21 protein-coding genes are annotated in these 21,984 nt (G+C 75.0%); 13 read left to right on the top strand and 8 right to left on the bottom strand.

Annotated features, from left to right (window positions below):
* Positions 1 to 3 precede the first annotated feature (3 nt).
* The 8 genes from ABZ493_RS19415 to ABZ493_RS19380 all read left to right on the top strand — a co-directional run bounded on the left by ABZ493_RS19415 (position 4) and on the right by ABZ493_RS19380 (position 8,592).
* Positions 4 to 2,316 (top strand): biotin carboxylase N-terminal domain-containing protein, encoded by a 2,313-nt coding sequence (locus tag ABZ493_RS19415; protein WP_430583769.1) that lies wholly within the window; start codon positions 4 to 6, stop codon positions 2,314 to 2,316.
* Complete coding sequence (locus ABZ493_RS19410; protein ID WP_430583768.1) at positions 2,313 to 3,500, top strand: acyl-CoA dehydrogenase family protein; 1,188 nt, start codon at positions 2,313 to 2,315, stop codon at positions 3,498 to 3,500. The genes ABZ493_RS19415 and ABZ493_RS19410 overlap by 4 nt, the downstream gene beginning before the upstream one ends.
* Positions 3,501 to 3,605: 105 nt before the next feature.
* Entirely contained in the window at positions 3,606 to 4,124 is a 519-nt protein-coding gene (locus ABZ493_RS19405) for a MaoC family dehydratase (RefSeq protein WP_430583767.1), read from the top strand.
* Positions 4,121 to 5,065 (top strand): CoA ester lyase, encoded by a 945-nt coding sequence (locus ABZ493_RS19400; RefSeq protein ID WP_430583766.1) that lies wholly within the window; start codon positions 4,121 to 4,123, stop codon positions 5,063 to 5,065. Before ABZ493_RS19405 ends, ABZ493_RS19400 begins: the two co-directional genes overlap by 4 nt.
* Positions 5,062 to 5,820, top strand: coding sequence for a CoA transferase subunit A (locus tag ABZ493_RS19395; protein WP_430583765.1), 759 nt, complete (start codon positions 5,062 to 5,064; stop codon positions 5,818 to 5,820). Before ABZ493_RS19400 ends, ABZ493_RS19395 begins: the two co-directional genes overlap by 4 nt.
* Positions 5,817 to 6,533 (top strand): CoA transferase subunit B, encoded by a 717-nt coding sequence (locus ABZ493_RS19390; protein WP_430583764.1) that lies wholly within the window; start codon positions 5,817 to 5,819, stop codon positions 6,531 to 6,533. The genes ABZ493_RS19395 and ABZ493_RS19390 overlap by 4 nt, the downstream gene beginning before the upstream one ends.
* Positions 6,530 to 7,705, top strand: a complete 1,176-nt coding sequence (locus ABZ493_RS19385; RefSeq protein WP_430583763.1) for an acetyl-CoA C-acyltransferase — start codon at positions 6,530 to 6,532, stop codon at positions 7,703 to 7,705. The genes ABZ493_RS19390 and ABZ493_RS19385 overlap by 4 nt, the downstream gene beginning before the upstream one ends.
* Before the next feature lie 167 nt (positions 7,706 to 7,872).
* Positions 7,873 to 8,592, top strand: coding sequence for a ThuA domain-containing protein (locus ABZ493_RS19380; protein WP_430583762.1), 720 nt, complete (start codon positions 7,873 to 7,875; stop codon positions 8,590 to 8,592).
* Positions 8,593 to 8,702: 110 nt separating this feature from the next.
* Here ABZ493_RS19380 and ABZ493_RS19375 read toward each other — a convergent pair whose 3' ends face one another.
* The 3 genes from ABZ493_RS19375 to ABZ493_RS19365 are packed head-to-tail and all read right to left on the bottom strand — an operon-like array spanning position 8,703 to position 10,415.
* On the bottom strand, positions 8,703 to 9,374 hold the full coding sequence (locus tag ABZ493_RS19375) for an AIM24 family protein (protein ID WP_430583761.1): 672 nt from the start codon (positions 9,372 to 9,374) through the stop codon (positions 8,703 to 8,705).
* A gap of 16 nt (positions 9,375 to 9,390) precedes the next feature.
* Positions 9,391 to 10,041, bottom strand: a complete 651-nt coding sequence (locus tag ABZ493_RS19370) for an NUDIX domain-containing protein (protein ID WP_430583760.1) — start codon at positions 10,039 to 10,041, stop codon at positions 9,391 to 9,393.
* Positions 10,038 to 10,415 (bottom strand): DUF4406 domain-containing protein, encoded by a 378-nt coding sequence (locus ABZ493_RS19365; RefSeq protein ID WP_430583759.1) that lies wholly within the window; start codon positions 10,413 to 10,415, stop codon positions 10,038 to 10,040. Before ABZ493_RS19365 ends, ABZ493_RS19370 begins: the two co-directional genes overlap by 4 nt.
* A gap of 52 nt (positions 10,416 to 10,467) precedes the next feature.
* Between ABZ493_RS19365 and ABZ493_RS19360 the strand changes: the two genes are divergently transcribed.
* On the top strand, positions 10,468 to 11,226 hold the full coding sequence (locus ABZ493_RS19360; RefSeq protein ID WP_430583758.1) for a DeoR/GlpR family DNA-binding transcription regulator: 759 nt from the start codon (positions 10,468 to 10,470) through the stop codon (positions 11,224 to 11,226).
* On the top strand, positions 11,223 to 12,125 hold the full coding sequence (locus tag ABZ493_RS19355; protein ID WP_430583757.1) for a PhzF family phenazine biosynthesis protein: 903 nt from the start codon (positions 11,223 to 11,225) through the stop codon (positions 12,123 to 12,125). The genes ABZ493_RS19360 and ABZ493_RS19355 overlap by 4 nt, the downstream gene beginning before the upstream one ends.
* A 28-nt stretch (positions 12,126 to 12,153) precedes the next feature.
* Here ABZ493_RS19355 and ABZ493_RS19350 read toward each other — a convergent pair whose 3' ends face one another.
* Positions 12,154 to 12,606: a tRNA (cytidine(34)-2'-O)-methyltransferase gene (locus ABZ493_RS19350; protein ID WP_430583780.1), complete on the bottom strand. Its 453-nt coding sequence runs from the start codon at positions 12,604 to 12,606 to the stop codon at positions 12,154 to 12,156.
* 129 nt (positions 12,607 to 12,735) lie between these two features.
* Between ABZ493_RS19350 and ABZ493_RS19345 the strand changes: the two genes are divergently transcribed.
* Both ABZ493_RS19345 and ABZ493_RS19340 read left to right on the top strand, forming a co-directional pair.
* Positions 12,736 to 13,848, top strand: coding sequence for an alcohol dehydrogenase family protein (locus ABZ493_RS19345; RefSeq protein ID WP_430583756.1), 1,113 nt, complete (start codon positions 12,736 to 12,738; stop codon positions 13,846 to 13,848).
* Positions 13,835 to 14,893, top strand: a complete 1,059-nt coding sequence (locus ABZ493_RS19340; RefSeq protein WP_430583755.1) for a proline racemase family protein — start codon at positions 13,835 to 13,837, stop codon at positions 14,891 to 14,893. Before ABZ493_RS19345 ends, ABZ493_RS19340 begins: the two co-directional genes overlap by 14 nt.
* A 44-nt stretch (positions 14,894 to 14,937) precedes the next feature.
* On the opposite strand, the gene ABZ493_RS19335 is transcribed toward ABZ493_RS19340, so the two are convergent.
* From ABZ493_RS19335 to ABZ493_RS19320, 4 genes are all read right to left on the bottom strand, one after another.
* Complete coding sequence (locus ABZ493_RS19335) at positions 14,938 to 15,771, bottom strand: alpha/beta hydrolase (protein WP_430583754.1); 834 nt, start codon at positions 15,769 to 15,771, stop codon at positions 14,938 to 14,940.
* Positions 15,771 to 16,598, bottom strand: coding sequence for an alpha/beta fold hydrolase (locus ABZ493_RS19330; protein ID WP_430583753.1), 828 nt, complete (start codon positions 16,596 to 16,598; stop codon positions 15,771 to 15,773). Before ABZ493_RS19330 ends, ABZ493_RS19335 begins: the two co-directional genes overlap by 1 nt.
* Positions 16,599 to 16,659: 61 nt before the next feature.
* Positions 16,660 to 19,488 carry an AAA family ATPase gene (locus ABZ493_RS19325; RefSeq protein WP_430583752.1) on the bottom strand — a complete coding sequence of 943 codons (2,829 nt, stop codon included), beginning with the start codon at positions 19,486 to 19,488 and terminating at the stop codon, positions 16,660 to 16,662.
* Between the two features lie 63 nt (positions 19,489 to 19,551).
* Positions 19,552 to 20,235: a hypothetical protein gene (locus ABZ493_RS19320; RefSeq protein WP_430583751.1), complete on the bottom strand. Its 684-nt coding sequence runs from the start codon at positions 20,233 to 20,235 to the stop codon at positions 19,552 to 19,554.
* A 478-nt stretch (positions 20,236 to 20,713) separates the two neighbouring features.
* On the opposite strand from ABZ493_RS19320, the gene trpS reads away from it, so the two are divergent.
* Positions 20,714 to 21,844 carry a tryptophan--tRNA ligase gene (trpS, locus tag ABZ493_RS19315; RefSeq protein ID WP_430583750.1) on the top strand — a complete coding sequence of 377 codons (1,131 nt, stop codon included), beginning with the start codon at positions 20,714 to 20,716 and terminating at the stop codon, positions 21,842 to 21,844.
* The last annotated feature ends 140 nt before the right edge of the window (positions 21,845 to 21,984 follow it).

Here is a 21,984-nt window from a genome sequence, read left to right as displayed (position 1 = left end):
GTCATGAGCACCCGACCCTTCACCACCGTCCTCGTCGCCAACCGCGGCGAGATCGCGTGCCGCGTGATCGGCACGCTGCGCCGCCTGGGGATCCGTTCCGTGGCCGTGTACTCCGACGCCGACGCGGGAGCCCGGCACGTGCGGGAGGCCGACGTCGCCGTCCGGCTCGGTCCGGCGCCCGCCGCGCAGAGCTACCTCGACGTCGAGGCGGTCGTGGCGGCGGCCGTCGCGACGGGCGCCGACGCGATCCACCCGGGCTACGGCTTCCTGTCCGAGAACCCCGCCCTGGCGCGGGCGTGCGAGCGCGCCGGCGTCGTCTTCGTCGGGCCGTCGGTCGAGGCGCTGAAGACCATGGCGGACAAGGCGGCCGCCAAGCGCCTCGTCGCGTCCCACGACGTGCCGGTGCTGCCCGGCACGCTCGACGACGGGCTCGACGACGCGGACCTCGTCGCCGCGTCGGGCGACGTCGGGTTCCCGCTGCTGGTCAAGCCCGTCGCGGGCGGCGGCGGCAAGGGCATGGAGGTGGTGCGCGTCGCGGACGAGCTGCCGGGTGCGCTGGCCTCGGCCCGGCGCGTGGCCGCGGCGTCGTTCGGCGACGACGGCCTGCTGCTGGAGCGGCTCGTCGAGCGCCCGCGGCACATCGAGGTGCAGGTGCTGGCCGACACGCACGGCGCCGTCGTGCACCTGGGCGAGCGCGAGTGCACGCTGCAGCGCCGCCACCAGAAGGTGGTGGAGGAGGCGCCGTCGCCCGCCGTCGGCGAGGCGACCCGGGCCCGGCTCGGGGAGGCCGCGTGCGCGGTCGCGCGGTCGGTCGGCTACGTCGGCGCCGGGACGGTCGAGTTCCTCGTGCCCGGCGACGTCCCCGGCGCCTTCTGGTTCATCGAGATGAACACCCGCCTGCAGGTGGAGCACCCCGTGACCGAGCTGGTCACCGGGCTCGACCTCGTGGAGCAGCAGCTGCGCGTCGCGGCGGGGGAGCCGCTCGGCCTCGCGCAGGACGACGTGCGGCTGGAGGGGCACGCCGTCGAGGCCCGCCTCTACGCGGAGCAGCCCGCGCGCGGGTTCCTTCCCGCCGCCGGGCGGGTGCTGCGCTACGACGACGCCGGCGTGCCGGCCGGACCAGGCGCCACGCCGCTCCGTCTCGACAGCGGCCTGCTGACGGGCGCCGAGGTGACCGGCGACTACGACCCGATGCTCGCCAAGGCCGTGGCCTGGGCGCCCACCCGCGCCGAGGCGATCGCGCGGCTCGACGGGCTGCTGGCCGACGTCGTCGTGCTGGGCGTCGAGACCAACGCCGGCTTCCTGCGCGACCTGCTCGCCGACGACGACGTGCGCGCCGGCCGCCTCGACACGGGCCTCATCGACCGCTTCGTCGCCGGGCTGTCGGACGCGCCGCCCGCCGGGGTGAGCCGTGCGTCTGACAACGGCGCCGACCCCGACGGCGTGTCAGACACTCAGCGCGCCCCGGTGACACGCACGTCTGACAGGTCGTTGGTCGCGGCGGCGCTGCTCGCGCTCGACGGCGGCACCCTCGCGGCGGCCGGCCCGTGGTCGGCCGCCGACGGCTGGCGGCTCAACGGAGCGCCCGCGCCGCGGCGGGCGGTGCTCGTCGACGCGGCGGGCACGGAGCACGCCGTCGCCGTCACCGGGTCGCCCGACGTCACCGGGTCGCCCGACGACGCCGTCGTCACGATCGACGACGGCGAGCCCGTGCGCGCGTCCCTGCGCACCCTCGGCGACCGGGCCGGCGCAAGCCACATGCTCACCGTCGACGGCACCACCCGCACCGTTGTGAGCGCGATCTCGGGGGTTATTGGCGACCGAATAGTCCCCGAAATCGCGCCCACAACGGCTCCCGTGGCGGTGTGGGTGCACGTGGACGGGCGGGCGGCGTCGTTCACGGTGCTCGACCGCGCCGCGCTGGCCGCACGACGGCGGGCGGAGCGCGCCCTCGGCGGCGGCGGAGCGGCGGACGCCGCCGCCCGGGCCCCGGTGCGCGTCGCGATGCCCGGCACGGTGTCCGCGGTGCCCGTCGCGGACGGCGCCGTCGTCGCCGCCGGCCAGACCGTCGTCGTCGTCGAGGCGATGAAGATGGAGCACCCGCTGCTCGCGCCCGTCGGCGGCGTCGTGCGCCTCGACGTGCGCGCCGGCGACCAGGTGCGCCTCGACCAGGTGGTCGCCGTCGTCGACCCGACCGCCGAAGAGCCTGTCGACCCACCCGTCGACACCCCCGAGGACCATGCTCCCGCCCCGGCACACCCCGCCGCGGCGGCAGCGCATCCCCAGGCAGACCCAGCCACGCGAGGAGCGTCATGATCAGCGAGACCCAGTCGACCGTGCTCACCGACGAGCAGCGGAAGCTCAGCGCCGTGGTGCGCGAGTTCGCGGACCAGGTGGTGGCGCCTGCTGCCTACAAGTACGACACCGAGCGCCGTCTGCCGGTCGAGATCATCCAGCAGATGGGCGAGCTGGGGCTGTTCGGCCTGCCGTTCCCGGTGGACGTGGGCGGGCAGGGCAAGGACTACGTGTCGCTGTGCCTCGCGGTCGAAGCGCTCGCGCGGGTGGACCAGTCGATCGCGGTGACGCTCGAGGCGGGCGTCGGGCTGGGCATCATGCCGATCTTCCGGCACGGCACGGACGAGCAGAAGCAGTGCTGGCTGCCCGACCTGGTCAGCGGCCGCGCGCTCGCCGCGTTCGGCCTCACCGAGGCGGGGGCCGGGTCGGACGCCGGCGCCACGCGCACCACCGCGCGGCTCGACGAGCGAGCGGGCGAGTGGGTGATCGACGGCTCCAAGCAGTTCATCACCAACTCCGGCACGCCGATCACGAGCGTCCTCACCGTGACGGCGGTGACCGGCGAGCGGACCGACGCGGACGGCGTCGTCCACAAGGAGCTGTCGTCGTTCCTCGTGCCCGCGGGCACCGCCGGCCTCACCGTGGGGCCGAGCTACGACAAGGTCGGCTGGCACACGTCGGACACCCACCCGCTGACGCTCGACGGCGTCCGCGTGCCGGCCGGGAACCTGCTGGGCGAGCAGGGGCGCGGGTACGCGAACTTCCTGCGCGCGCTCGACGAGGGCCGCATCGCCTTCGCCGCCCTGGCCACGGGAGCCGCGCAGGGCTGCCTCGAGGAGGCGCTGCGCTACGCGAAGGAGCGCGAGGTCTTCGGCCATGCGATCGGCGGCAACCAGCACATCGCGTTCACGCTCGCGCGCATGCAGGCGCGGGTCCACTCGGCCCGGCTCTGCTGGCTCGACGCCGCGCTCAAGCAGGTGCACGGCAAGCCGTTCAAGGCGGAGGCGTCGGTGGCGAAGCTCGTGGGCGGCGAGGCCGCGATGGCGAACGCGCGCGACGCCGCGCAGATCTTCGGCGGCTACGGCTTCCTCAACGAGAACCCGGTGGCCCGGCACTACCGCGACTCGAAGGTGCTCGAGGTGGGCGAGGGCACCACGGAGGTGCAGCTCATGATCATCGCCCGCGACCTGGGGCTGGCGTCGTGACCCCCGGCCGGGTGCCGAACAGGCGGTTGACACCGTTATGCCGTCGTTCTGCACCCGATAACGGTGTCAACCGCCTGTTCGGCACGAGCGAGGAGGGAGCACGTCATGCGTGACGAGGTGCAGCGCGGGCTGTACTACGACGAGCTGGAGCCGGACGTGCGGTACGTGCACCGGCCGGGCCGCACGATGACGGAGGCGGACGACGTGCTGTTCACGTCCGTCACGATGAACCCCCAGGGGCTGCACCTGGACGCGGCGTGGGCGGCGACGCAGCCGTTCGGCCGCCCCCTGGTGAACTCGATGCTCACGCTGGCCACGCTGGTGGGGCTGTCGGTGGCGCACCTGACGCGCGGCACCCTCGTGGCGAACCTCGGCTTCACGGAGGTGGCGTTCCCGCACCCGATGTTCCACGGCGACACGCTGTACGGGGAGACGACGGTGCTCGACCGGCGGCTGTCGCGCTCGCGCCCGGGCACGGGCGTCGTGACCGTCGAGCACGTGGGCCGCAACCAGGACGGCGAGGTCGTGGCGAAGGCCGGACGGACCATGCTGATGTGGACGCGCGAGGGCCACGAGGAGCACGAGCACAAGAACGCGAGCGAGCACGGCGGGGGCGTGCTGTGAACCCCGCCCCGTTCACGCTCGGCCCGGCGCTCCTGTTCTGCCCGGCCGACCGGCCCGACCGGTTCGCCAAGGCCCTGGACCGCGCCGACGCGGCGATCCTCGACCTCGAGGACGCCGTCGCGCCCGGGCGCAAGGACGCGGCCCGCGCCGCGCTGGTGGACACGGTGCTGGACCCGGAACGGGTGATCGTGCGCGTCAACGCGGTCGGCACCCCGGAGCACGACGCCGACGTCGCCGCCCTGGCCCGCACGCCGTACCGCACGGTGATGCTGCCGAAGGCGGACGGCCGGTTCGTCGGCCCGTTGCTCGCGCCGGACGGCGGCCCGTACGCCGTCGTCGCGCTGTGCGAGACGGCGGCGGGCGTGCTCGCCGCGCCCGCGCTGGCCGCGCGGCCCGACGTCGTCGCGCTCGCGTGGGGCGCCGAGGACCTGGTGGCCTCCTTGCACGGCACGTCCAGCCGGCGGCACGACGGCGGCTACCGCGACGTCGCGCGGCACGCACGGTCGGCGGTGCTGCTCGCCGCCGGCGCGGCGGGGAAGGCCGCGATCGACGCCGTCCACCTGGAGCTCGACGACCTCGCGGGCCTGCGTGCCGAGGCGCAGGACGCCGCGGCCAGCGGGTTCGCCGCGTCGCTGTGCGTGCACCCGAGCCACGTCGCCGTCGTGCGCGCCGCGTTCGCGCCGTCGGAGGCCGAGGTGGAGCGGGCGCGCGAGGTGCTCGCCGCGGCGAGCGGCCGGGCGGAGGCGCTCGCGGACCTCCCCGCCGGCAGGTCCGTCGACTCCGGCGTGCTCACCGTCGGCGGGCAGATGGTCGACGCGCCGCTGCTGCGGCACGCGGAGGCGGTGCTGCGCCGGTTCGAGGAGGCCGGGCAGGGTGCGGAAGGGACTCCCGACGGTCCCACCGTCGGACGTACGGTCGAGGAGAACGGGGGACGACGATGACGGTGTCGAGGACGGTGGACCGGCGGCAGCCCAGCGCCGTGGCCGCGCTGGACGGCCTGCTGCACGACGGCATGACGATCGCCGTCGGCGGGTTCGGCCTGAGCGGCAACCCGAACGACCTCATCGAGGCGGTGCGCGACTCCGGGGTGCGGGACCTGACGGTCGTGTCCAACAACATGGGCGTGGACGGCAAGGGGCTCGGCATCCTGCTGGAGAACGACCAGGTGCGACGGGTGCTGTCGTCGTACGTGGGGGAGAACAAGCTGTTCGCGCAGCAGTACCTGGACGGCGCGCTCGAGGTGGAGTTCGTGCCGCAGGGCACGCTCGCCGAGCGGCTGCGGGCGGGCGGCGCGGGCATCCCCGCGTTCTACACGCCCACCGGGGTCGGCACGCCGGTCGCCGAGGGCAAGCCGGTCGACGAGATCGACGGCCGGCGGTACGTGCTGGAGCGCGCCATCGTCGCGGACCTGTCGCTGGTGCACGCGCGGCGCGCGGACCGGTTCGGCAACCTCGTCTACCGGTACACGGCCCGGAACTTCAACCCCGTGGTCGCGACGGCCGGGCGGGTCACCGTCGTCGAGGCGGAGGAGATCACCGACGAGCCGATCGACCCGGACGTCGTCGTGACGCCGGGCATCTACACGCACCGCCTCGTGCTGGCGCGCGAGCGGGTCAAGGACATCGAGCAGCGCACGGTGCGCCCCGCCCCGGCGACGACGGCGGACGCAGCGACGACGGCGGGAGGTGCGGCATGACCTGGACGCGTGACGAGATGGCCGCCGTCGCGGCGGCGGAGCTGCGCGACGGCGACTACGTCAACCTCGGCATCGGCATCCCGACGCTGGTGGCGAACCACCTGCCGCCGGGTGTCGGCATCACGCTGCAGAGCGAGAACGGGCTGCTCGGCATCGGGCCGTTCCCGGTCGAGGGCGCCGAGGACGCGGACCTCATCAACGCGGGCAAGCAGACGGTCACCGCGGTGCCCGGCGCGAGCTTCTTCGACGCCGCCGACTCCTTCGCCATGATCCGGGGCGGCCACATCGACATCGCGATCCTGGGCGCGCTGCAGGTGTCCGCCACGGGCGATCTGGCGAGCTGGACCGTGCCCGGCAAGCTCGTCAAGGGCATGGGCGGGGCGATGGACCTGGTGGTCGGTGCGCGGCGGATCGTCGCGCTCATGGACCACGTGGCCCGCGACGGCACCCCTAAGCTGCGCCGCCGCTGCACGCTGCCGCTCACGGGGGAGGGCGTCGTCGACCGGATCGTCACCGACCGGGCCGTGCTCGACGTCACCGACCACGGCCTGGAGGCCGCGTTCGTGCTGCGGCGGCTGGCGCCGGGCGTGACCGTCGACGAGGTGCGCGAGGCGACCGAGGCAGAGCTGGTCGTGGAGCTGGACGACGATCGGAACGACGAGGCCGGGACGGGCGACGGCTCGGCCGCGGCGGTGGAGGAGGGGCACCGATGACCGTGATCGCGGGATACCGGCGGACGCCGTTCGTGCGCTCGAACGGGGCGTTCGCGTCCGTGCCGGCGACGACGCTGGGCGCGCACGCGCTGGCGGCGGCGCTCGCGGCGGCGGGCGTGGAGCCGGGGGAGGTGGACGTCGTCGTCGGCGGGCAGGTGCTGCAGGGCGGCGCGGGGCAGAACCCGGCCCGGCAGGCGGGCGTCGGCGCGGGGGTGCCGATGACGGTGCCGGCGGTGACGCTCAACGCCGTCTGCCTGTCCGGGGCGGAGGCGGTGGTGCAGGCGCACCGCCTCATCAGCGGCGGGGAAGCGAGGATCGTCGCGGTGGTCGGGATGGAGTCGATGACGCTGGCCCCGCACGCCTGGGTCGGCTCGCGCGCCGGGAAGAAGTTCGGCCCGGTCGAGCTGATCGACACGATGGCGCACGACGGGCTGACCGACGCGTTCGAGCACGACTCGATGGGGCTGAGCACCGAGCGGCACGGCGAGGCGATGGCCGCCGCGGCCTGGAACACGCGCGAGGCGCAGGACGCGCTCGCCGTCGCGTCGCACGCGCGGGCGGCCAAGGCGGCCGACCTGCTGGCGGAGGAGATCGCGCCCTACGACGTCCCCGGCCGCCGCGGCACCGTGCGGGTGGAGGCCGACGACGGCGTGCGCCCGGACTCCACGCTCGACGGTCTGGGCCGCCTGCGGCCGGCGTTCCGCGAGGACGGCACGATCACGGCGGGCAACGCGTCGCAGATCTCCGACGGCGCGGCGGCCCTGGTGCTCGTGGCGGACGACGTCGCGGAGGCACGCGGGCTGTCCGGTGTCCGCGTGCGCTCCCACGCGCTCGTCGCGGGGCCCGACGTCGGCCTGCACGCGCAGCCGGCGAACGCGATCGCCGCCGCCTGCGAGCGGGCGGGCCTTTCCCCGCGCGACCTCGGCGCCCTCGAGATCAACGAGGCGTTCGCGGCGGTCGTGCTCGCGTCGGTGGACATGCTGGGGCTGGACCCGGAGCTGGTGAACGCGCACGGCGGCGCCATCGCGCTGGGACACCCGATCGGGGCGTCAGGGGCGCGTGTCGTGGGGCACCTCGCCCGGCGGCTGGAGCTGCTCGGGCCCGGCTCGGTGGGCGCCGCCGCACTGTGCGGCGGCGGGGGCCAGGGCTCCGCGGTGCTCCTGGAAGTCTGACGGCGCCGTCTCCGCGTCGGGGCGGCAGTTCGTGCTCACGTCGGCAGTTCGAACTGCCGCGCTGAGTCCGAACTGCCGCGGCGAGCGTCAGGGCCTCGCGGTGCGGCGCGATCGTTCCTGGTCGGTCGGTGGCCCGGACCGTGGGCGGCCGGGCAGGATGGTGGGTCGTGACGACGACGCGCGCCCCCCGACCTCCCCGCATCCTGATCCTCGCCGGCCGTGGCCGCCACGAGGACCCCTGGCACGACCACGCGGCGACGTCGCACCGGCTGGCGCTGATCCTGTCCGGGCTGGAGCCGGCCGCGGGCGCCCCCGACGTCGTCGTGCGCTCGACGTTCCCCGACGCCCTGGACGACCTGGACGACCTCGACCTGCTGGTCGTCAACGCTGGCACGCCGTGGCCGGGGCTGCGGGAGGCCGGGATCGGCCCCGACGACGCGGCCTGGGCACCCTTCCACGCGTGCCTCGACGCGTGGGCGCGTGCGGGCGGACGGATCCTCGCCGTGCACCAGGCGGCGAACGCGTTCGGCGACCACGCGGAGTGGGAGGAGGTGCTCGGCGGCCGATGGGTGCCGGGGGAGTCGATGCACCCGCCGCTGGGCCCCACCACGGTGCCGCTGGCGGTGGGGACGCACCCGATCACGGAGGGGCTCGGTGCCGTCGAGGTGGTCGACGAGCGGTACTGCCACCTGCGCGTGGCGTCGTCGTCCCAGGTGCTGGGCTGGGTGATCGGCGACGACGGCGAGCGGCACCCCGCCGTGTGGGTCGCCGACGCGCACGGCGGCCGCACCGTGTACTCCGGGCTGGGCCACGACGTGCGCGCCTACGACTCGCCGTCCCATGCCGAGCTGCTGCGCCGCGCGGCCACCTGGCTGCTGGAGGGCTGACGCGTGCGCGGGATACCTGCCGTTCCACACGCGGGACGGCGCGGGCAACCGCGTCGAGGTGCTCGCCCCCGCCTGAGAACCGGGCGGCCTCGGGGTTGACCGGCCCCGCGTCAGTTCTGGTTCGGCAACGGGTGGCCCTCGGACGCCTGCACGACGACGATCCCCTGGCCGGTGAGGCCGAGCTGGTACGCCTCGCCCGAGCCGCGGCCGACGGCGGCGCCGAGCTTCGCCGTCTTGCGCACGGTGCTGGTGAGGGTCGTGGACCACAGCACCACGCTCTGCATGTCGACGAAGGTCGGCTCGTCGACCTCGAGCACCACGGGGGTGCCGTAGGCGGTGACGGCGAGCGCACCGGTGCCGGTGAACGTGGTGTTGAACAGCCCGCCGCTGAGCATCGACGCGCCCTGCACACGGTTGATGTCCCAGGTCAGCGAGCTCTCGAACGCGAGGATGTTGCTGCCGGAGACGGTGACGCTCTCGTTCTCCAGGTACAGCACGAACACCTCGTCGGCGTCCTGGGCGAGGAAGACGTCGCCGCTGCCGGAGACCTTCATCAGCGACATGCCCTCGCCGGTGAGCGCCTTCTTGAACAGCTTGGTCATGCCGCCCGCGCCCTCGTACGCGAAGTCGACGTCGCCCTGGTAGGCGACCATCGACCCCTGCTTGGCGTAGAAGAACCCGCCGGAGCCGGCGAGGTCGACCTTGAGCATCCGCGGGTTGACGAGCTGGAAGCTGCCGGGCTCGCCCTGCGGCTCGGTGTGGTGGAAGAGGCTGCTGCGCATGGTGCACATCCTGTCGTCAGCCCCGCAGCGCCCACCACTGGAGCAGCATGATGGTCTTGCCGTCGACGATGCGGCCGTCGCGGACCATGGCCAGGGCGTCGTCGCGGCGGAGCTCGACGGCCTCGATGTCCTCGCCCTCGTGGGCGACCCCGCCGCCGGGCCCGACACGGTCGCCCGGGGTGTAGGGCGCGGCGTAGAAGTGGACCTTCTCGGTGACCGACCCGGGGCTCATGTACGCGGTGAAGACGTGCGCGACCGGGCCGACGACGACGCCGAGCTCCTCGGCGACCTCGCGGCGGATCGCGGTCTCGGGGTCGTCGTCGTCGAGCAGGCCTGCGGCCGTCTCGATCAGCATCCCGTCCGGGTGGTCGTTGACGTATGCGGGGAACCGGAACTGGCGGGTGAGCAGCACGGTGGACCGTGCGTCGTCGTGCAGGAGGATCGTGGCGCCGTCCCCGCGGTCGTACGTCTCGCGCTCGAGGGTGCGCCAGCTCCCGTCACGCCGGCGATGGTCGAACGTCGTGCGGCGCAGCACGTGCCAGCCCCGGGAAGTGACCTCGACGTCGCGCACGACGACGTCGGGGTTGCGGCGCAGGTCCCTCCCGGCCCGGTCGAGCCCGGTGCGGCCGCGGTGGTCGGGGACGTCGACGCCGGGGAGGCCGCTCACCGGTCGGCGTCCGCGAGGCGCGGCACGTCGGCGACGTCGTGGTAGACGGGGAGGCCCCGGCTCTCGGCGATCGCGACGTCCTGGTCGGCCCCGGTCGACTCGCCGGGCAGCCGGAGCACGGCGTCGCAGTGCTGCAGCAGCCGCTGCGCCGTCGGGTAGAGCACGTCGTCCGCGAGGTCGTCGTCCAGCGTGGCGCCGGCCGAGCGCAGCACCGGCAGCGCCACCCACTCGCCGATCATGGGGACGTGCCCGGCGGCGAAGACGGGCCAGGCGGCTTCCTCGAGCCGGCGCAGGTTGGCCTCCATCGCGGCCGGATCGCCGTCGGTCCCGGAGCGGTACGGTCCGGCGATCAGGATGAGCATCGGTCGTGTCATGGACTTAGACTAGGCACAAACATGCATCACTACGAAGAAACGAGATTGAGCGATGCTCGCTGCCGAGAGGCGTGACCACCTCCTGGAGACCCTCCGTCGCGACGGCAAGGTCGTGGCCAAGACGGTTGCGGCTGAGCTCGGCCTGTCGGAGGACAGCATCCGGCGCGACCTGCGTGAGCTGGCGGCCGAGGGGCTGTGCCAGCGCGTCTACGGTGGCGCGCTGCCGGTGTCCCCGGCGGTCGTCGACTACGCCGGCCGGCAGCAGGTCGAGGTGGCGGGCAAGGAACGTGTCGCCGCGGCGGCGGTGCGGCTGATCGACCCGGGGAGCACGGTCATCCTCGACGGCGGGACGACGGCGCTCGCGGTGGCGCGAGCGCTCCCGCCGGACCTGGGGTGCACCGTGGTCACGCACAGCCCGACCGTGGCGACGGCGCTGGTCGAGCACCCTGTGGCCGAGGTCTTCGTCCTCGGCGGCCGGCTCTTCAAGCACTCGGCGGTGGCGAGCGGCGCGGCCGCGGTCGAGGCCGCGCAGCGGATCTCCGCCGACGTCTTCCTCCTCGGGGTCACCGGCATCCACCCCGACGCCGGGCTCACCACCGGCGACCCGGACGAGGCCGCCATGAAGCGGGCGCTGGCCGGCCGCGCCGCGGAGACCTTCGTGCTGGGCTCGTCGGAGAAGATCGGCGCCGCGTCGCCGTTCGAGGTGGTCGGGTTCGAGGCCGTCGCGGGCGTCGTCACGGACGCCGACACGGGCTCCGACGTCATGGCCCGGTTGGGAGAGCTCGTCCGCGTCGTCGGCGTGGACGCATGACCGGGCCGGGCAAGAACGTGCACGACCGTGCGCCGCTGGAGTACCGGCACGTCGACGTCTTCTCCTCGCGGCCGTACACGGGCAACCCCCTGGCCGTCTTCCCCGACGCTCCCGGGCTCACCGCCGCGCAGATGCTCGCGATCACCCAGGAGCTGCGCCACTTCGAGGCGGTCTTCCTGCGGGCGGGCGGGGCCGGGGGCGGCGTCACCGCGCGGGTCTTCGACCTCTTCGGGGAGCTCGAGTTCGCCGGGCACCCGCTGCTGGGCGCGGCGGCCGTGCTGCACGAGCGCGACGGCTCCGCCGACCCGCGGCGCTGGGCCCTCGAGCTCCCCGGCAGGACCGTCGCGGTCTCCACCCGCCGCGCGGCCGCCGGCTATCACGCGGAGCTCGCCCAGGGCGCGCCCACCTTCCTGGGGACCGTGCCGGACGACGACCGGGCCCAGGTGGCGGCCGCGCTGAACCTGTCCGTGCGCGCGCTCGCCGACCTCCCGCTGCAGGTCGTCTCCACCGGCCTGCGCTACCTGGTGGTGCCCGTCGTGGCCGGTCTGGGAGAGGCGCGGATCGCCCGCACGGACTTCGCGGACCTGGTCGCGCGGTACGGCGCGCAGTACGCGTACGTGCTCGACGTCGACGCGCTCGAGGGCCGCCACTGGAACAACGACGGGGTCCTGGAGGACGTCGCCACGGGCAGCGCCGCGGGCTGCGTCGGCGCCTACCTGGCCCGCCACGGGCTGGCGCCGGTCGGGGAGGAGCTCGTGCTGCGCCAGGGACGGTTCACCGGCCGCCCGAGCCTGCTCTCGGTGCTCCCGCAGGGGAGCCCCGACGCGCTGCACGACGTCCGCGTCGGCGGTCACGTGAGCATGGTGGCCCGGGGCTCGCTCGACGTCCTGCCCGGGTGACGACGCCGCGAGACGCGGCGTGTCGCGCTCAGACGGCGCCCGGGAACCCCGCCTGCCGCCACGCCTCGTAGACGACGATCGACGCGGCGTTGGTGAGGTTGAGCGAGCGCCGGCCGGGCAGCATGGGGATCTTCACGCGGTCGGTGACGCGCGGGTGGTCCATCGCCTCGTCGGGCAGACCGGTGGGCTCGGGGCCGAAGAGCAGGACGTCGCCGGGGCGGTACTCCACGTCGGTGTAGGCGGTGTCGGCGTGCGCGGTGAAGGCGAAGACGCGCGCGCCGGGCAGGGCGTCGAGCGCGGCGTCGAACGTCGGGTGCACGTCCATGACGGCCAGGTCGTGGTAATCCAGCCCGGCGCGCTTGAGCTTCGCCTCGGACAGGTCGAAGCCCAGCGGCTCCACGAGGTGCAGCCGCGCCCCGGTGACGGCGGCGAGGCGGATGGCGGAGCCCGTGTTCCCCGGGATGCGCGGCTCGTAGTACACGACGTGGGCGAACGGGGCCGCCTCAGGGGGGACCGGTGGCGTGGGCGGAAGCTGGTCGGGCACGGGCCCGATTCTCCCACTGCTCCCGGCCCTGATGACGCGACGGCCGCACGCCCCTACGCTCACTTGATGGCGGAGATCCCGGCGGTGATGAATGCGGTCCAGCTCGTCGGCCACGGTGGCCTCGACCGGCTGGTGTACCGCGAGGACGTGCCGACGCCCGCGCCCGCGGCGGGCGAGGTCCTGATCGACGTGCACGCCTGCGGCATGAACAACACGGACGTGTGGGTCCGCGAGGGCGCGTACGGCACGGAGACGGACCCGGGCTCCGTCTCGACGTGGAGACGCGGCAGATCCACGCTCACCTTCCCCCGGATCCAGGGCGCGGACACCGTCGGCGTGATCGCCGCCGTCGGCGACGGCGTGCCCGCCGGTCGGGTCGGGGAGCGCGTCATCGTGGACTTCAGCATCTACCACCGGCCCGAGGGCGACGACAGCCTGGCGGACATCGACTACATCGGGCACGGCCGCGACGGCGGGTACGCCGAGTACATGACCGCCCCGGCCGAGAACGCCTACGAGATCACCGCCGACATCGCGGACGCCGAGCTCGCGACGTTCTGCTGCGCCTACCTCACCGCGGAGCAGATGCTCGACCGGGCGCGGCTGGCCGCGGGGGAGCGGGTGCTCGTGACGGGCGCGTCCGGCGGCGTCGGGTCGGCGGTCGTGCAGCTCGCCCGCGTGCGCGGCGCCGTCCCGTACGCCGTGACGAGCGCGGGCAAGGAGGACGCGCTGCGGCAGATCGGGGCGCAGGACGTCGTGCTGCGCGACGCCCGCGACCTCGTCGCCGAGGTGGGGCGGGTGGTGGACGGCCCGGTCGACGTCGTCGCCGACCTGGTGGCCGGGCCGATGTTCAACGACCTGCTGCGCATCCTGCGGCCGGAGGGCCGGTACACGACGGCGGGCGCCATCGGCGGGCCGGTCGTGCAGCTCGACCTGCGCACCGTGTACCTCAAGCAGCTCGAGCTGCACGGCTCGTCGCAGGGCACGCGCACCGCCTTCCGGCGGCTGGTGCGCTACATCTCCGACGGCGAGATCCGTCCCCTCCTGGACCGCACGTTCCGGCTCTCCGACCTGCACGAGGCGCAGCGCGCGTTCCTGGGGAAGGCCTACGTCGGCAAGCTCGTCGTCGTGCCGGACCGGCACTGGCACCGCGTGGGGGCACCGTATGCGCAGCCGTGAGCGCACCCTCGAGCTGATCGACGCGCAGTCGGGCGGTGACGTCAGCCGGGTCGTCATGTCCGGCGTCGAACCCCTGCCCGGGCGGACGGTGCTGGAGAAGGCGCGCTACCTGGAGCGGCAGGGCGACGGGCTGCGCCGCCTGCTGCTGTCGGAGCCGTACGGCGACCCCGCGATGTCGGTCGACCTGATCGTCGAGCCCAGCGACCCGCGGGCGCAGGCCGGCTACGTGATCATGGAGGCGATGGGGTACCCGCTGTACTCGGGCTCCAACACGATCTGCACGGCCACCGCCCTGCTGCAGAGCGGGGCCATCCCGCTGCGCGACGGCGACGGGCTGCAGGACGTGGTCCTGGAGTCGCCCGCGGGGCTGGCCCGGGTGAGCGCGCGGGTGACCGACGGGCGGGTCGTGTCCATCACCACCGAGGGCGAGCCGGCGTACGTGGCCGACGAGGCGCTGAGCGTCGAGGTGCCGAACCACGGCGACGTCATGTTCGACCTCGTGTGGAGCGGCGCGTACTACGCCCTGGTCGACGCCTCCCGCTACGGGTTCGACATCGGCCCGACGGAGCAGGTCGCGCTCACCGCGTTCGGGGACGCCTTCGTCCGCGCGGCCCGGCCCGGCCTGCGCCAGGAGCACCCCGACCTCGGCGACGTCGGACCGCTGCCGTTCGCGCACTTCATGGGGCCGCTGCGCCGCGTCGGCGACGGCCGCTGGGAGTCCCCGTCGGCCACCTACGTGCACCCGGGCGTGCTCTGCCGCAGCCCCACGGGCACCGGCACGTCGGCGCGGCTCGCGCTCATGGCCCGGCGCGGGGAGATCCGCGAGGGCGAGTCGCTGGAGACGGTGTCGCCACGCGGCAGCCGGTTCGTGGGCACGGTGCTCGAGCGCACCCGCGTGGGCGACTACCCGGCGCTGCGCTCCGCCGTCACCGGCGCGGCCCGGGTGATGGCGCGCTCGCAGATCACGGTCGACCTCGACGACCCGCTCGTGGACGCCTCGGACCTGGAGCCGCTGCTCACGCCGCCGGCCGACCGGTCCCGGTGACGAGCGACCCTCCGGCCACGAAGGGCCGGAGGGTCACCGTCGTGTCAGGCCTGGACGAACGCCACGAGGTCCTTCGTGAACTCGTCCTCGTACGCCCCGACGATGCCGTGCGGCGCGCCCGGGTACACCTTGAGCGTCGCGTCGGCGAGGATCTCCGCCGACCGGATCGCGGCGGCCTTGATCGGCACGATCTGGTCGTCGTCGCCGTGCGCCACGAAGACCGGGACGTCGATCTTGCGCAGGTCGTCGGTGTAGTCCACCTCCGAGAACTGCGCGATGCAGTCGTACGCCGGCTTCAGGCCGGCCTGCATCGACAGTCGCCAGAACTGCTCGATCGCGCCCTGGGAGACGGTGGCCCCCTCGCGGTTCGCGCCGAAGAACGGGACGGCGAGCTCGCGGTAGTACTGCGAGCGGTCCGTCCGCACGCCCTCGCGGATGCCGTCGAACACCTCGATCGGGGTGCCGTCCGGGTTCTCCGGCGTCTGCACCATCAGCGGGGGCACGGCGCCGACGAGGACCGCCTTGCGGACGCGGGCCGAGCCGTGGCGGGCCAGGTAGTGGGCCACCTCGCCGCCGCCGGTCGAGTGGCCCACGAGCACGACGTCCGTCAGGTCGAGCTGGTCCAGCAGCGCGGCGAGGTCGTCCGCGTAGTGGTCCATGTCGTTGCCGTCGCTCGTCTGCGTGGAGCGACCGTGACCGCGGCGGTCGTGCGCGACGGCGCGGAAGCCGGCGTCGGCGACCGCCATCATCTGGCGGTCCCAGGCGTCCGCGTTCAGCGGCCACCCGTGCGAGAACACGACCGGCGTGCCGGTGCCCCAGTCCTTGTAGAAGATCTCGACGGGACCGGTCGAGCTGTCGGAAGTGGTGATGAAAGGCATCACAGCCCCTTTTCCTTGAGCCACGCGAGCGCGGCGTCCGCGACCTCGGCCCAGCCGTGGTCGATGGTGAGCGAGTGTCCCCGGTCGGGGAACTCGACGAGATCGGTGACGGCGCCGGAGTGCTTCCGGTGGATCTTCGCGGAGGTGCGCGTCAGGGACGCGGGCGCCGTGTGATCCATGCCGCCACCGATGAACAGGAGCGGACCGCGGTCCGCGTCGCGGGTGTCGACCCGCGCGGGAGAGCCCGGCAGCAGGTTCGCCGCCGCGTCCTCGAACAGGGGCCTGCCGGGAGAGGGGATCGTCCACTGGTCGTAGAGCGCAGCGGCCTCGTCGTCCGAGAGCTCGTTGGCGAAGCCGTACCGGAACTCCTCCGGGGTGAGCGCGACGGTGCCCCGGAAGCTCGCGGGATTCGTCAGCGCGACGGCGGCCACCCGCAGCGAGCTCGGCGGAAGGAGGACGTTGCCACGCATGGGTGCCGGGTCGATCGCGACCGCCGCGGCCGCGTGGCCCTCGGCGAGCAGCCGCTGGGCGACCAGACCGCCGAACGAGTGCCCGACGACGACGGGCTGAGGGTCGAGACCGTCGACGTACAGGCCGTCGAGGACGTCGGCGTAGTGCGCCACGACGTCGTCCAGGCCGACGCCGCCCGCGCGGTCCGGGTGCTCACGCGCCTCCGCCACGGTGGCGGAGGCGCCGGGCCACCCCGGGTTGTGCGGGTCGTAGCCGGACTCCGCGAAGCGGTCCATCCACGGCGTCCACGAGTCGGCGTGGAGCCACAGCCCGTGCACGAAGACCACGGCACGGCGGGACGCGCTGTACTCGGTCATGGTGTGTCTCCCAGGGGTCGGAGACATCACCCTCACCCGGGCGGGTGACCGGCCGCTTCTGTCAGATGACTGGTCCCGGTTCGGACGCCCCGGCGTCGACCAGGTCGCGCAGCTGGCCGCGCGACGTCACTCCGAGCAGCGGGAACACCCGGTAGAGGTGGAACCCGACAGTCCGTGGGGACAGGAAGAGGCGCTCCGCGATCTCCCGGTTGCTGCGTCCCTCGGCCGCCAGCCGCACGATGCGGCGCTGCTGCGGCGTGAGCTGCGCGAGGGCGTCGGGCGTGCGCTCGGCCACCGCGACCCCGGCGGCACGGAGCTCGGCGCTCGCCCGGTCCGCGAACGAGGCGGCGCCGATCCGCAGGAAGGTCTCGCGCGCCGCGCTGAGCTCGGTCCGCGCCTCGCTCACACGCTGCAGGCGTCGCAGCCGCTCGCCGAGGTCGAGCCGGACGAGGGCACGCTCGAACGGCCAGGTGGCGCCGGCGGGGTCGGCCAGCGCGGCGCGGTACTCGGCCACCGCGTCGTCGGGGGACGCCAGCAGGGCCCGGGCGTGGTGCAGCAGGGCCGCCACCCGCGGCCCCGGGGCGTCGCCGACGTGTGCCGTGACGGCGGAGAGCACCTGTGCCGCGTCGTCGAGCCGCTCGGGCCGGTCCGCGCGGGCGGCGGCGGAGGCGAGCAGCGCGATCCCGTGCACCGAGGCGTGCCGGTGGGTGGGGCGCCCGTCGGGGGCGAAGGTCCGGCGGAGGGCGTCGTACGCGGCCTCGGGCTCGCCGGCGACCAGGGAGGCGAGGCCGAGCGCCTGTCGCGCGCGCACCTCCACGGACCTGGTCGCCCCCGGGCCCACGTCGGCGAGCGCGTGCTGCGCGAGCTCTCGGGCCTCGTCCGCCCTGCCTCGGCCGGCGGCCAGCAGGGCGGCCGTCTCGACCGCGGCCGCCCGCACGACCGGCATCCCCGTCGCCTCCGCGACGCGCACCGCGTCCTCGACGTGGCCCTGGGCGTCGTCCCACCTGCCGAGCTCGTGCAGCGCAGCGGCGAGGGTCGCCGTGACGAGGGCGTTGGCCCCCTGCGTGGGGCCGTGGGCGAACAGCTCCAGCAGCTCGCCGAGCAGCCGCGCGGCCAGCCCGGTCTCGTCGAGCATCCACGCCGCCCCGCCGAGCACGTTGAGCTCGCTGATGCCGAGGTGCGTGGCCGCCCGGACCGCGCCGTCCAGCGTGGCGCGCGACGCCGGGGCGAACGGCGCGGCCGCGGCCCGCACCCACGCGGTCACCGGCACCGTGTCGTCCGGGTGCAGTGCCTCGAGGCAGCGCGCGACGTCGTCGATCAGCTCGTCGTCGCCGGAGTAGTAGGCCGTCACGGCGGCGGGGGCCAGCGCGGCGAGGGCCAGCTGGGGATCGGACGCCCCCGCCCGGCGCGCGACGGTCGTCAGCCGTTCGACCGCGGCGCGGTGACGGGGCGTCGAGGCAGCCGCCCATCCCCCGTAGAGGTCGGCCTCCCAGCGCGTGTGCTCGTCGTCGGTGGCCTCGAGGGCACGGTCCGCCAGGCGCTCCACCCAGGCCGTGCGCCCGGTGTACATGGCGGCCGGCGCCGCGAGCACGAAGCGGCGCGCCGCCTCGTCCGGGTCGGCCGAGAGCTCGCCCGCGCGCTCGAGCGCACGGGCGCTCGCGGCCCAGCCCCCGCGCTCGCGGGCCCGGTCGGCCGTGGCCTCGAGGTCGGTCGCCACGGCGGTGTCGGGGCCGACGGCGGCGGCCGCGCGGTGCCAGGCGCGCCGGTCGAGGTCGTCGACGACCTCCGCCAGGGCCAGGTGTGCGCCGCGCCGTTCCGCGAAGGGCGCTGCGTGGTAGACGGCGGCGCGTGCCAGCGGGTGACGGAACCGGAAGCGGGGCCCGTCCAGGTGGACGAGGCCCGCGGTCTCGGCCGGCGCCCACGCGGCCAGCCGGTCGTCGTCGGGCACGTCACCGACGGCGGCGGACGCCGGGCCCGGCCCGGCGGCGGCGAGGACGGGCGCGAGGTCGTCGCCGTCGGCCGCCGCGGCGAGGAGCAGCAGCCGGCGCGTCGGCGCGGGCAGCGCGGGGAGCCGGGAGGCGAACGCCCGCTCGATCCGCTCGCTCACCGGCCAGGGGCCGTCGGGCGGCGCGGGCGAGGGTACCGCGGCGTCCGCGCGGGACAGCTCGACGAGCGCCAGCGGGTTGCCGGCCGCGTGCTGGATGAGGTCGTGCCGTACGGCCGCGGCAGGTGGGACGGGCTGCAGGTCGAGGACCCGGGCGGCGTCGCGGGGGTCGAGGCTCGACAGCGTGATCGTCGGGAGGGGCTCGGGTGCCTCCGGCCGCGTGGACAGGAGGAGGGACGTCCCTGCGGCCGCGTCGGCCAGCCGGCGGGCGCAGAAGAGCAGGACGTCGCGGGAGGCGTCGTCCGCCCAGTGCAGGTCGTCGACCATGGCGAGGGTGCCGCCGTCACTGCCGCTGGAGCCGTCGGTCGTGGAGGGCCCGACGTCGCACAGGAGCGTGAGCGCCCCCGCCGCCAGGTGCAGCCGGTCCGGCACGGCCGTGGTCTCGTGCAGACCGAGGGCTGCCCCGAGCGCGCGGGCCTGCGGCGCCGGCAGGCGGTCGAGGCGGTCGAGGCGCGGCAGCAGGAGCTGGTGCAGCGCGGCGAACGGCAGCTCGCGCTCGCCGCGCGCGCACCGCGCCACCAGGACGTGCCGTCCCGCCCGGCGGGCGAGCTCGCGACCGTGCTCCAGCAGGGTCGTCTTGCCCAGCCCGGGCTCCCCGACGAGGAGCAGCACGCCGCCCGAACCCGGGGCGGCGAGTCGTTCGACGCGCGCGAGCTCGGCGTCACGGCCCAGGATCGGGACGGGTCCGCGGGCGGCCTCGGCCCTCTGTCTCGCTGCGCTCTCCACGGGAGAATCTGACCACGCCGGACGAGGCAGTGGCGCCGCGGTGCGCCCCGTCGGGCGGGCGGGTCAGGCCTCGCCCTCCGCCGCGGCGGCCTCGGAGCCCGGCGCGCCGCCGTAGGTGCCGACCACCTCGCCGCCGGCGGAGAAGTCCACCGACCCGTCGTGGTAGTCGTCGGAGACGGTGACGTGGACCTGCGGTTCGCCGGGCTTCTCGTCGGCCCAGACCTCGCGCGCGACCCACAGCATCGGGTCGTCGGCGTCGTCGATCCCGGTCAGGCGCTCCGTCTCGTCGAACAGCGGCGGCACGTCCTCCCAGTCGATCTCCGAGGCGTCGAACAGCTCCCGGGGAACGTCCTCGGGCTCCGGCTGGATGAGCGACGCGCCCTCGCGGGTCGCCTCGCCGTCGCGGTACTGCCACTCGTCGGTCGTGCTGGCTCCCGGCGAGGTGGGGGCCGTGACCTGCACCCACCGGTCGAAGACGTAGACCTCGGTGACCTCGTCCCCCGACAGCGCGAGCACCGCGTCGATCGCGGGCCGCAGGTTCCCCGGCGTGAACATCGACGTCTCGGCGGCGGCCGCGGCGTCGTGCTCGGCGCGGACGGTGCCGATCGAGCGCGTCTCGACCGGGCGGCCCGCCTCGTCCCACGCGGGGTAGAGCGCCGCGGCGAAGCCGACGACGGCCAGCACGGGGAAGACGGCGAACGGGATGCGCCGGATCGCGCCCTGCGCCCGCCCGCGGCGCGGCGCCAAACCAGACGTCGGCGTCGCGCAGGTCGCGCACCTGCCGGTCGTCGGTCTCCGCGCGTCGCGCCCAGTCGGCATCGGGGGCGTCGTCGAGCACGACCTCGGGGCGCTCGGGGTCGAGCTGCGTCACGACCAGCACGGCGCCCGGCTGCACCGCCGCCAGCCGGGCCAGGTTCACCACCTGACGGGTCGTGGTGCGGCAGGGCCCGTGGCCCTGGCGGGGGACGACCAGCAGCTCGATCTCGCACACGGGCTGGTCGTCGACCGCCGATCCGGTCGCCCTGATGCCCGTCACCCGGGCGAGCGTCGTGCGCCCGCCCAGGCGTAGGCTGACGTCATGACGACGCGCGCGAGCTGGTGGTGGCTGCCTCCGCAGCCCTGACCCGACGCGCCCACGTCCCCGTCCCGAGCTGCCCGTCGCAGCCGGGGCGTTCTCGTGTCCGGACCGGTCCGGCGGGCGGCGATCCCCCTGAGGAACCGACCCATGACCGCACCGACCGTCCTGACCACCCCTCCCCCCGCGCCCGACGCCGCGGCGCCCGCCGCCACGCCGAGCGCCGCCGTCGCGCAGGCCCGCTCCGCCGAGATCGAGGCGGAGATCGCGCGCGACCCGGGCCGCTTCCGCGTCCTCACCGGCGACCGGCCGACGGGCGCCCTGCACCTGGGCCACCTGCTCGCCACGCTCGACAACCGGGTGCGCCTGCAGGACGCCGGCGTCGAGGTGGTGCTCGTCGTCGCCGACTACCAGGTCATCACCGACCGCGACGACGCGGGCGACCTGCCCGTCGTCGTGCGCGAGGTGGTGCTCGACTACCTCGCGGCGGGCATCGACCCGGCGCGCTCCACGGTGTTCACGCACTCAGCCGTGCCGGCCCTGAACCAGCTGCTGCTGCCGTTCCTGTCCCTGGTGAGCGTGGCCGAGCTGGAGCGCAACCCCACCGTGAAGGCGGAGGCCGTGGACGCCGAGAGGCGGCAGGGCCGGGGCATGTCCGGCCTGCTCTTCACGTACCCGGTGCACCAGGCCGCGGACATCCTGTTCTGCCACGGCAACCTCGTGCCCGTGGGGCTCGACCAGCTGCCGCACCTGGAGACGACGCGGACGGTCGCGCGGCGGTTCAACCAGCGCTACGCGGCCGCGAGCCCGTACTTCCCGGAGCCGGAGGCGCTGCTCACGCCGTCGCTCACGGTGCTGGGGAACGACGGCGCCAAGATGAGCAAGTCGCGCGGCAACGCGCTCGAGCTGCGGGCCACCGAGGACGAGACGGTGCGCTTCTTCCGCCGCGCCCGCACCGACTCCGAGCGGCATATCGCGTACGACCCGGAGGGGCGGCCCGAGGTGGCGAACCTGCTGCGCATCGGCGCGCACTTCGCGGGCACGACGCCGCAGGAGCTGGCCGCGTCGGTCGGCGACGCCGGGGCGGGGCGGCTGAAGGCGGTCGTCACGGAGGCCGTCGTGGAGGGACTGCGCCCGCTGCGCGAGCGGCGGGCCGCCCTGGCGGCCGACGGTCCCGCCGTCGTGCGCGACGTCCTCGCCCGGGGGAACGCCCGGGCGAACGAGGTCGCCGACCGCACGCTCGCCGACGTCCGCGAGCTCATGGGCACGGTCTACGCCTGACGAGACGCCTCAGGGCGGCAGTTTCGGTTCGGGGCGGCAGTTCGATCGACGTCGTGCCGGGTCGCGGGGTCGAGGCCGTTCGCGAGCGTGAACAGCACGCGCACCAGCGCGCCCATCGCGGCGGCCTTGGTGCACGCCGC

This window comes from Isoptericola sp. NPDC019482 (genome assembly GCF_040632295.1).
GTDB lineage: Bacteria > Actinomycetota > Actinomycetes > Actinomycetales > Cellulomonadaceae > Isoptericola.
Note: the sequence above shows the minus strand (reverse complement) of the source record. Positions and strands in the feature narration are given on the sequence as shown.